This is a genomic window from Candidatus Omnitrophota bacterium (genome assembly GCA_028699255.1).
Lineage (GTDB): Bacteria > Omnitrophota > Gorgyraeia > 2-01-FULL-45-10 > 2-01-FULL-45-10 > FEN-1322.
This window is the reverse complement of the sequence record JAQVUX010000020.1, coordinates 1-8,701: the sequence shown is the minus strand read 5'-3', so window position 1 is coordinate 8,701 and position 8,701 is coordinate 1. Positions and strand designations below refer to the sequence as shown.

The window sequence follows — 8,701 nt, the reverse complement described above, 5'->3', positions numbered from 1 at the left end:
ATCGTCCGGATGAATGACCGGGGGCCGTTCGCGCGAGGTAGAAAGATAGACCTTTCCTATCGGGCGGCAAAGACAATCGATTATCGAACGGGACGGGACCGGATAACTGTTGAGGTAATAAAAAGGAGGTAATAACACTCCGAGAAACAAAATTTGTTGTGGAATGTATATAGTAATGAGGGTTTGACCCTCTAATAAAACGATGGGGGTATGCGGAAATGACAACCAAAGAAAAAGTGAAGAACAGTGTCGGGGTAGTCGGAGATATGGCGGACCTTCCGCTTCTTGGGAATATTGTATGGTGGTCCGTTCGGGACTTCCGGATTTCTCACGAAGACCTTGAGAAAGCGTTTGATAAGGTAGGCTTCGATAAAGCATGGATGCTCAAGGAGCCGAGCCGGGCGCACGCCTTTAGAGCCGCCACGGGGATTCTCAAGTCTTCCGGCGTAACCGAGAACGGACACGGGTTCTCTATCATGGTCCGGGACTTGGGCAATGATGGCGAAAGCGCGATACGCAAGGTCATCCGGGAGGAGCGCGATACGAGCAATCGTGTTCTTGAATACCAGGAGGTCGGGGAGTTGTGCTTCAATGTTAAATCGGAAAACATGTATAGCAAGCTCAATCCGAAGTATGCCGGGGTTGCCGAGTATGAAGCGATTATGGAAAAGGCGAAGTCTGAATTCGATACCCTGTGCTCCTATCACATGGGGCGTAAGGTTCGGGTTATGGTACACGATCTTATAATGAGCCTCGGACCCACGGTGATGCGTCCGAGCGGTGCCGTCTACTTTGTTCCTCGTCAGCATAACGAGATAGTGGAAAAGCTTGAAAAGCTTATCCCGATGATCGATAAGATGGCGATACTGCACAGCGATTACGACGCCTCGGTGTTTGAATCCATCGCAATGATGGACAGCGAAAAACACCGGAAGAGCCTTTACGAGAAGTTCAAGTCACAGACCGCCGAGGAGCTTGGGGCGGCTGCGAAAGAGTTGGCCGATCTTCTAAAGGGTGAGGAAAAAGTCACGAAGTCGGTTGCCATGAAACACATCAATCGCGTGAAGGAACTCAAGGCGGCTGTTGCCAATTACGAAGAGTTGTTGAGCCGTGATCTGAATGCGGCGAAGTCGAAGATGGACCTCGTGAATAAGCAGGCCGTCAAGCTTCTGGACAAGATAATGACGGTCTGAAATAACACGCCGGGAGGGGATTATTCCCCTCCCGTAGCCGCAGGTCCGATAAGGGACCGGGCTTGGGAGGAAATGAAACGATGGATTGCATAGTGTGTGGTAGAAAGTGTGGCACGACAGAAACGCCAATGCATTACCTGCTACGGCGAAATGGTAATGGAGATCGAAACGATATCGGTGGGTTTTGTAGTGCGGAGTGTGCTATTAAATACGTCGAAAACAATCCCAACGCGACACAAGATGTGCCGCGTTGTGCCAAGTGTCAGGGCATCATTATCAATGGCCCCTGGTATACGTCGTCCGGCGCACCCCCTGTCCATCACGAATGTTTATAAGAACTTCCGGCCCCGGTTCGCCGGGGCTTTTCTATCCCATATGCGTTGTTTTCTCCCCGAAGTTTCCTTAAAAACCTTCCTAGTAAGCCCTTGCAAAACTTTTCAGATATGCTATAATTTAATCAATAAGCAGGCAATAAATCAAAAAAAGCAATCAAAAATAGCGGTTTTTAGGCACAGATGGGGGAAGACGTGTCAGCGGCATTAGAACAACATTGCATGGAAAAAGGCATTGACTACAAAGCCGATTTGAACAACATCAACACATGGGTTGATTCTCTATTCAAAGACGTGGACCCCATTATAAGAAAACTTAAATCTATGACCTCGGATGAGATAGACGGATTGAGCATACCTTATCTTGAGTGGCTGGCGATATGGATTCCGGCGCAGATGTTTTCGATAAGCGATCTTCTTGCAGAAGCCAATCTGGAATATGAGGTAGCGAAGTTTATCCAGAAAGATCGTATCAATGATGCGCGATCTGACATAACGCAATCTAAGTTAACAGTAGACGTTAGAGCGGCCACTGCTGAGAAAGCAGGGGCTCCGGTAGAGTTGCTATCCATATACAGGAAAGCGGTATACCGAAAGATAGACGGAAGAATGACAGCCCTTGACGGGTTGTATAATGCGGCCAAGAAGGTTATGGACATCAGGAAAAAAGAGCTTGACCGTTCTTAGGGGGAAGAAGTGAAAGGTATCTACGTATGTTCTAAGTTTCAAGGAAAGACGATGAACCTTGAGCACGCAAAGGCGCACTGCCTGTTCGTGTTTTTGCGTGGGCTTGAAGACGGCCATGCAACTCAATATCCGGTAGCTCCTCATCTTTTTTATGGCTCAATGTTAAGCGATACGGACCCGGCACAGAGGAAGGCCGGCATGGAAGCCGGACAAATGTTGATGGAAAGATGCGAAGAGATATGGACGTTTCACCAGTGCATAGTAAACATTGCGAAAGATAAGCCAATGGCGGAGCCGCCCACTTCTGGCATGGAAGCTGACTACAAATATGCTACGAATATCGCCCGTATTTATGAGGGGCAAGACATATTTTTCTTCTTCTGTGGAGAAGGGATATATTATTACACCGAGAATGACAATGGCGGAAAGTGGCGGCTGGATATAAACAACGGGGAACTGGTATCCTGGCCGGATAAGAAAGAAAGGAAGGTTTTTAGAAGTGGAGAGTAATGTAGTGGAAATGAAGCCGGGGGTAGTCATCAAGCTTACTCCTTCTCAACTGGAGAAGGTTAAGGAGTATGAGGGTAAGCTTGGCCAGATGTATGGTCAACGTGGACAGGCAGGAAAGAAATACGATGACTTTATGGAAAAGATGGACAAGGCCAGAAAGAGCTTGCATGAGATGAATAAGGCCATCGATAAAGAGGAGAAGATCGGCGGTGAGCTTATTCGGGCGATTGTCCTTTCTTCGGAAGCGGGAAAAGACATAAACTTTGATGAATGCGATGTGCAAATTGATACCGAGTCCGGCGTGATAACCGTCAGGTGATTTGAACATCGCTTTTGCGGAAAGGGGGGAAGGAATTGAAGGTAGGATATACTGACGCAGACAAAGAAGTAATGCCGTTTATTGCCGAAGGTATACGGATTCACCATACACACCTGGCCAATGCGAGAATCAAGGCTATCTTTCGCGAAAAGCATATGAGCAGCAAGGGAAGGACAGTCGCTGCACGGGCGATTAAGTCCGGGGCGATAATGCGATACCTCGCCGGGATTGACTTCATAATTGAAGTTGCACAAGACGTGTGGATGACAGTTGACGATAAGATGCACAAGGCGATAATCGATCACGAATTGTGTCACTGCGGGTGGGATAATGACAAGAATGAGCCGTATATTATCCCGCATGATCTTGAGGAGTTCTCGGCTATTGTAGAGCGGCATGGTCTGTGGTGTAAGGGGTTACAGACTTTCGGCGCAGCCGTGCAGTTAAGTCTGAATGTAGGTTCGTTGGGGAAAAATCCTTAACGTTTTGCCTTCCGAAAGGTTGAGCAACTGTAAATCAATATGTCCGCCTGCGAGCCACGGGCGGACACTTGGGAGCGGATAACAACGGGTAAAAGCGTTGGTCATTTGGTAAAATACTTGAATGTTTGGGTGGTGTCGGTTCGAGTCCGGCCCGCTCCCTTACCTGTGAATATCAAAGCAGAAGAGCTAAAGATAATGAGCCGTCTATGGGGCGGCAGCCGGGAAAGCCGCTGGTGTAAGGTTGAATTGAAATTGTGAGTATGGCACGGTGGTAAGACATAGGCTTGACTTGGCCGGGAGAGACGGCCAAATGATAGGAGCGTTTGATGCCTGTATTACAGAAACAAAAGAGAATAAAATCACAGGCAACCATTGATAAGGTGCGGAAGCCGTATTGCGAGCTTTGTGGGGCAAAGGCGCATGGTGAACCGCATCACGTGGTAACAAGAGGTAAAGGCGGACCGGATATACCGGAAAACCTTATTCAGTTATGCGGGCGTTGCCATTACGAATTATTGCCAGCCGCGAAGATATCCAGGGATACGCTCTTGAAAATCATAGCCTTTAGGGAAGGCAAAAGCATTGAGGAAATAAAAGTAATTATCAAACAGTATGTATCGGTAAACTTAGATCGTTAAAGGGACTGAATGCGGTCTGTCCCGTTACGATACGGCGAGGCAGGAACACTCCCAAAGGGTACAACCAATCCAATGGGATAACCAATCAAAGCCTGCTTGCATAAAGGCTCTACACCGGAGCCGTCCTGCCTCGCCTATAAAAAAACCGGATGGGGGAACGGTAATATGAGATGGATGATATTTTCTATTCTACAGGGAAAATCAAGCATAACGCCTGAAGAGGCGGAACAAATTGTCAGAAAAGCTCCCAAAGAAGAACTCGAAGAGGGAATAATTGAATACGTGATGCTGCAGGCGGCTAAAAATGGGCTTGCGTGATTTTACATCCTTCATGTTTGGCGTTTGTGTGAGTGTTTACGCGGCATACTTCTATATCTACTTGCGGAATAAGAAGCTTTCAAAAGACAAGCCTGCCGTTCAAGAATGGCGCTGTAGAGGATGCGGGTTCCCTATAAGCTTAGACACTGAGATGCTGAAAAAGGTAGCTGCGTTTCAATTGCGGGAAGACATACGCTTAACTGCATTGGTAGCCTTCTGCCCGTGTTGCGGCGGAGGAAATCAGTTCAGTGTGTCGGGCAAGGGGAACGAAATTGCTCTCTTGCTTATAGAAGGTATGAGGGCAATAGAAAGAAAAGTAGCCGATAACCAGAAAGAAGCCCCGCAGGGGAAGATAGCAGTCGATGAAATGATAGACTTTCACTTTGAATTGCAGAACGTGGATAAAATACCGGACTTTGGAGGGATTGACCAATGACAGACACGAAAACCGCTTTACCGGGCAGGAGAAGTGCTGAAGCTACGCTAGACCCTATATACTTCTTTCAGGTAAGAGTTGTTTATATGAAAGATGAAGCGTGCCGCGATCTTTATTATTATAACGATAGCGAAGGTGCGTTGTGGGACATCACCCCGGAAAAGTTCGAGGAGATGAGCGAAGACGAGCGGGAAGAGTTTTTTGAAAACAACTCTTCCATCGACGATGACCGTTTAATGTCAGAAGGATACATGGACTGTTTCTGGAGGACAGAAAGCATATGGCTTACTCGGGGGGAAGCAGAACGATACGGGGTAAGCAAAAGCTATGATTACGGGGAAAAGAATGTAAACTGGCGGGTATGGTGTGGATATGCTAAAGGAACCCTTGCTGCGCTTCTCCGGGAGCATGACCCTTCACCAGAAAACTGGATTATCGAAGACGCAAAGAAAGAATCCGTGACAAAATGTAACGGATTGAAAGAGGAGCCAGTCAAGGGATGAAGCTTTTTCGTGACAAAGTAAAGGTCCATAAGCATGACGCTGTAAGGTATTGGCCGGTATATCAAGGCAAAGTGACAGGCAGTTGCGGTGCCACTGGTCCGGAATCTAGCTTGTTTGATGGCCGGTTATCAGATGTAACCTGTAGCGAGTGCCGCAAGGTAGCAGAGAGGGTGGGAGATGCGAAAGACGGTAGCCGAAATAGCAGATCAGGTTATTCGGGAAGCAGGACGGGAAATTATCGGATGGGAAGACGATAACCTATTCGATGAGATAACCCGAAGAGCGACGCATACGAACCTGAAACGCCTTTCGGCGGAAGAACGGAAGAAACGGATATTCTTTTACATCGAAGTATCGGGAATGTTTGTGGCGGGAAAGGTTACGGAGTATAGGGGGAATAGATCATACGAAACTCGGCTCTTTCGCCGTATAAGCCGTCCGGTCATAGAAGAGCAGACGTTTCCAGGATTGTAGGAAGGTAAGAAGTGGGACGAAAGGCACAGGAGAAGGTTTGCAGATCATGCAAAGCAAGCAAGGTGTTGAAAGAGTTCTCGAAGGATAAGAAAAGAGCAGATGGCCGGGATATATATTGTCGTAAGTGCAGAAGCATCCGTTATGCCTATAAGAGCAGCACCGTAAACGGACATGTAAGGAACAAACGTCGCGGCATAGCGATGGAAGAGGGAAAAAATGTTTGTTACGGAATTCGAGATAAAGAGCCGTAACCGGACATTTACATCCATATGCGAGTATGACGAGTTAAAGACCGGCGAGCGGATAGGTGTTGAGGTTGAAGACAATGGCAACACCATAAGACGGATAGGCACTGTCGGGATAAAAGGGAAAAGAGCTTTCGAGTTTATAGCAGACGAAGGTTACAATGACACTTTTACCCTGGCTGATATGGTAACTAAAGACGTTGTTGTATATAGGAAGGGGGAAGCAGATTTGTTTCAGCAGAATCAAGATTTTCTGACAAGACCGCAAGAGATTGAATTACACCAGAGGACGGCGGAGCCGAAGAAGAAAGACAAGAAGGAGGGCGGCAACAAATGATAAAAGTCACGGGGGAGAATGCTGCCGCCATAGAGGAGGCCATAGCCGATATTGTCAGGAGTGTGGTTTCCGAGTTAAGATCGGCCAACAGGAAATATCCACTGTTTAACAGTTCGCATGAAGCTATGGGCGTTATCCTTGAGGAATGGGAAGAATTAAAGGATGAGATAAAGGCCAATAGGGTTACAGAAAATGGGTATTCGACGGCGGAAGAAGAAGCGATTCAGTTGGCTGCAATGGCAATCAAGTTTATATTGTCGGAAAATGTAAGAGCTAACAGATAAGATGGGGGGAGCGGTATGAACAAGCAGAAGAGAAATGGCAAAGATGGCATACAGTGGACAAACATGACCTGGACGCCGATCACAGGTTGTTATGGACCGGGAGGAACGGAAGAAAACCCGAGGATGTGCCATTATTGTTATGCCAAAAAGATAGCAGACAGGTTCGCAGGAACGAAAGGCTATCAATACGGATTCAAGCCTACGTTTCATCCTGAAAGGCTCAATGAGCCGGAGAAGCTACGGACACCTTCAAAAATATTCGTCTGCAGCACGGGTGATATGTTCGGAAATGCCGTTCCCAATGAGTGGATAGATCAGGTAATAGAGCGTATGCGGGAATGTCCTCGGCATATCTTTCAGCTATTAACGAAAAATCCGGAGAGGCTTTACGATTATCCGAAGCTTCCCGGCAACTGCTGGATAGGAACATCGATAGACCATCCCGAGACGGCTCACGCCAGAAGCGAAACGTTGAACACGGCAATTCTGGACAACTTCAAGTTTCTGAGTATCGAGCCTTTACTTGGCGATGTTACACCCTATGTTGATTGGGACGGGATAGATTGGGTGATAGTAGGACAACAGTCGGGTAAGGGGGCGAAGCCTCCGGAGGATAAATGGGTAAGGAACATTATAACGGCAACGTCCTATCGTAAAATCCCTTTGTTTGTCAAAAGCCCGCTGTATGCGTTCTTTCCCATACAGGAATGGCCGGAGGAGATGTTGTGATGGACTGGTTAAAGCAACAACGGGAAGGAAGGCCGGACAAGGTTGTTATGGTAGGCAACAAGTATTATGCCTTCAAGGAGAAGGATGGACCGATTCACGCCATAGCGAAGGTGTTTCTTTCGGGAGGCAAGACTATCTGCATCATATCGTGCTGTCAGAAGCTTTTTGCTTTGGGCAGCACCCATACTGTTGAATTCTTCGGGCGATACGGAGGTGACTTGTTCTTCAATGCAAACCCAGTTCCAATGCTTGACTTGGAAGAGATAGATTGCCCCGATTGCCGAAGGGGTATCATGGATGCGCTCTTGGAAAAGGCGAAGGCTCTTAAAAAGGAAGGTGAATGATGAAATTCAGAGTATTGGACCTAAGAGATGAAACCTTATACTTCCCGGACGATGATATGAGGGGATTTATTAAGCGGGAAACAGGACGGGAGAACACCGGAGGAACTTTTGCCATTGATTCCCAGGGGAACATCCTTCTTTACTACCGGGACAAGGACGAATGCGAGATATGGACCCCGATTGATGACGATATCGAGTATTCAAACTTTCTTGTTATGCTTGATACCGAATTCAAAGATGCTAATGGCCGGGTGATATATGGGAAAGACCGGGTTCGTGTTTCCTATTATGAGCATAGAGGAAGCAAGGTAAGCCCCGGCGTTGCAATGGGAACGGTAGAGTTTTCGGATGGATGCTGGTGCGTCGCATTTGATACTCCTGTATGGGATGACAGATTAAAGACCAACAGGACACATGACTATCTAAAGTGCTATACCGTCAATCATGCGGTAACATCGTTGGGCCTTGACTTGAGGATATTGAAAGGCTGGAAATACAAAACCGCGAAGGAAAAGGACGGTGTGAAGTGAACGATTGTGAATTCAAAACCACATGCGAGGCAAAGAACCGGGACTTTTGCAAGATAACGAACCAGAGATGTCCTAAGAGAAAAGGCAACAATCCCTGTCAGATCGTGGAGCGCATAAAAGAGAACACCGACAGCGAGCCTTTATATAAGGTGCGGAAGGACGTAACCTGCCTTCAGTGCGGACACAAAGGCGCAGTTCGTTATCGTGGGGGGTTCTATAGATCTGGCTTGCCCTATGATGCTATTGCAGGGATGCCGGAGATATACGGTAAGTATTACAATAGGCCGTATATGTCTTCTGCTGTGGGGTTCGGCGGAACGATACCCTGGGAATGCACGAA

The 8,701-nt window shown here is 47.4% G+C and carries 17 protein-coding genes; all 17 read left to right on the top strand.

All coding sequences use genetic code 11. The features are described 5' to 3' along the window. Nucleotides 1–132: RlpA-like double-psi beta-barrel domain-containing protein (locus PHS46_08390; protein MDD3906520.1), on the top strand; the 132-nt coding region annotated here is incomplete at its 5' end. A gap of 86 nt (nucleotides 133–218) precedes the next feature. Further along, nucleotides 219–1,193, top strand: coding sequence for a hypothetical protein (locus tag PHS46_08385; GenBank protein MDD3906519.1), 975 nt, complete (start codon nucleotides 219–221; stop codon nucleotides 1,191–1,193). 554 nt (nucleotides 1,194–1,747) lie between these two features. Further along, nucleotides 1,748–2,212: a hypothetical protein gene (locus tag PHS46_08380; GenBank protein MDD3906518.1), complete on the top strand. Its 465-nt coding sequence runs from the start codon at nucleotides 1,748–1,750 to the stop codon at nucleotides 2,210–2,212. Nucleotides 2,213–2,221: 9 nt separating this feature from the next. After that, complete coding sequence (locus PHS46_08375; GenBank protein MDD3906517.1) at nucleotides 2,222–2,722, top strand: hypothetical protein; 501 nt, start codon at nucleotides 2,222–2,224, stop codon at nucleotides 2,720–2,722. Further along, nucleotides 2,712–3,041: a hypothetical protein gene (locus PHS46_08370; GenBank protein ID MDD3906516.1), complete on the top strand. Its 330-nt coding sequence runs from the start codon at nucleotides 2,712–2,714 to the stop codon at nucleotides 3,039–3,041. Before PHS46_08375 ends, PHS46_08370 begins: the two co-directional genes overlap by 11 nt. A 35-nt stretch (nucleotides 3,042–3,076) precedes the next feature. Beyond that, a complete protein-coding gene (locus PHS46_08365; protein MDD3906515.1) occupies nucleotides 3,077–3,523 on the top strand; it encodes a putative metallopeptidase in 447 nt (148 codons plus the stop codon). A gap of 326 nt (nucleotides 3,524–3,849) precedes the next feature. After that, on the top strand, nucleotides 3,850–4,161 hold the full coding sequence (locus tag PHS46_08360; protein MDD3906514.1) for an HNH endonuclease signature motif containing protein: 312 nt from the start codon (nucleotides 3,850–3,852) through the stop codon (nucleotides 4,159–4,161). 165 nt (nucleotides 4,162–4,326) lie between these two features. Beyond that, nucleotides 4,327–4,479, top strand: coding sequence for a hypothetical protein (locus PHS46_08355; GenBank protein MDD3906513.1), 153 nt, complete (start codon nucleotides 4,327–4,329; stop codon nucleotides 4,477–4,479). Then, nucleotides 4,466–4,915 carry a hypothetical protein gene (locus PHS46_08350; GenBank protein MDD3906512.1) on the top strand — a complete coding sequence of 150 codons (450 nt, stop codon included), beginning with the start codon at nucleotides 4,466–4,468 and terminating at the stop codon, nucleotides 4,913–4,915. The genes PHS46_08355 and PHS46_08350 overlap by 14 nt, the downstream gene beginning before the upstream one ends. Next, a complete protein-coding gene (locus PHS46_08345) occupies nucleotides 4,912–5,418 on the top strand; it encodes a hypothetical protein (protein ID MDD3906511.1) in 507 nt (168 codons plus the stop codon). The genes PHS46_08350 and PHS46_08345 overlap by 4 nt, the downstream gene beginning before the upstream one ends. Before the next feature lie 177 nt (nucleotides 5,419–5,595). Then, a complete protein-coding gene (locus PHS46_08340) occupies nucleotides 5,596–5,892 on the top strand; it encodes a hypothetical protein (GenBank protein MDD3906510.1) in 297 nt (98 codons plus the stop codon). A gap of 216 nt (nucleotides 5,893–6,108) precedes the next feature. Continuing rightward, nucleotides 6,109–6,474 carry a hypothetical protein gene (locus tag PHS46_08335; GenBank protein ID MDD3906509.1) on the top strand — a complete coding sequence of 122 codons (366 nt, stop codon included), beginning with the start codon at nucleotides 6,109–6,111 and terminating at the stop codon, nucleotides 6,472–6,474. Next, nucleotides 6,471–6,758 carry a hypothetical protein gene (locus tag PHS46_08330; protein MDD3906508.1) on the top strand — a complete coding sequence of 96 codons (288 nt, stop codon included), beginning with the start codon at nucleotides 6,471–6,473 and terminating at the stop codon, nucleotides 6,756–6,758. The genes PHS46_08335 and PHS46_08330 overlap by 4 nt, the downstream gene beginning before the upstream one ends. 15 nt (nucleotides 6,759–6,773) lie before the next feature. Then, nucleotides 6,774–7,487 (top strand): DUF5131 family protein, encoded by a 714-nt coding sequence (locus PHS46_08325; GenBank protein MDD3906507.1) that lies wholly within the window; start codon nucleotides 6,774–6,776, stop codon nucleotides 7,485–7,487. Beyond that, nucleotides 7,484–7,831: a hypothetical protein gene (locus tag PHS46_08320; GenBank protein ID MDD3906506.1), complete on the top strand. Its 348-nt coding sequence runs from the start codon at nucleotides 7,484–7,486 to the stop codon at nucleotides 7,829–7,831. Before PHS46_08325 ends, PHS46_08320 begins: the two co-directional genes overlap by 4 nt. Further along, nucleotides 7,828–8,361: a hypothetical protein gene (locus tag PHS46_08315; GenBank protein MDD3906505.1), complete on the top strand. Its 534-nt coding sequence runs from the start codon at nucleotides 7,828–7,830 to the stop codon at nucleotides 8,359–8,361. Before PHS46_08320 ends, PHS46_08315 begins: the two co-directional genes overlap by 4 nt. After that, nucleotides 8,358–8,701 (top strand): hypothetical protein (locus PHS46_08310; GenBank protein ID MDD3906504.1); only part of this gene is annotated, 344 nt, incomplete at its 3' end. The genes PHS46_08315 and PHS46_08310, both read left to right, overlap by 4 nt.

Excerpts from the sequence above, each read along its gene's own strand:
- PHS46_08385 (MDD3906519.1), top strand. The coding sequence starts at position 219 with ATGACAACCAAAGAAAAAGTGAAGAACAGTGTCGGGGTAGTCGGAGAT.
- PHS46_08380 (MDD3906518.1), top strand. The coding sequence starts at position 1,748 with ATGGAAAAAGGCATTGACTACAAAGCCGATTTGAACAACATCAACACA.
- PHS46_08360 (MDD3906514.1), top strand. The coding sequence starts at position 3,850 with ATGCCTGTATTACAGAAACAAAAGAGAATAAAATCACAGGCAACCATT.
- PHS46_08355 (MDD3906513.1), top strand. The coding sequence starts at position 4,327 with ATGAGATGGATGATATTTTCTATTCTACAGGGAAAATCAAGCATAACG.
- PHS46_08350 (MDD3906512.1), top strand. The coding sequence starts at position 4,466 with ATGGGCTTGCGTGATTTTACATCCTTCATGTTTGGCGTTTGTGTGAGT.
- PHS46_08345 (MDD3906511.1), top strand. The coding sequence starts at position 4,912 with ATGACAGACACGAAAACCGCTTTACCGGGCAGGAGAAGTGCTGAAGCT.
- PHS46_08340 (MDD3906510.1), top strand. The coding sequence starts at position 5,596 with ATGCGAAAGACGGTAGCCGAAATAGCAGATCAGGTTATTCGGGAAGCA.
- PHS46_08335 (MDD3906509.1), top strand. The coding sequence starts at position 6,109 with ATGTTTGTTACGGAATTCGAGATAAAGAGCCGTAACCGGACATTTACA.
- PHS46_08330 (MDD3906508.1), top strand. The coding sequence starts at position 6,471 with ATGATAAAAGTCACGGGGGAGAATGCTGCCGCCATAGAGGAGGCCATA.
- PHS46_08325 (MDD3906507.1), top strand. The coding sequence starts at position 6,774 with ATGAACAAGCAGAAGAGAAATGGCAAAGATGGCATACAGTGGACAAAC.
- PHS46_08315 (MDD3906505.1), top strand. The coding sequence starts at position 7,828 with ATGATGAAATTCAGAGTATTGGACCTAAGAGATGAAACCTTATACTTC.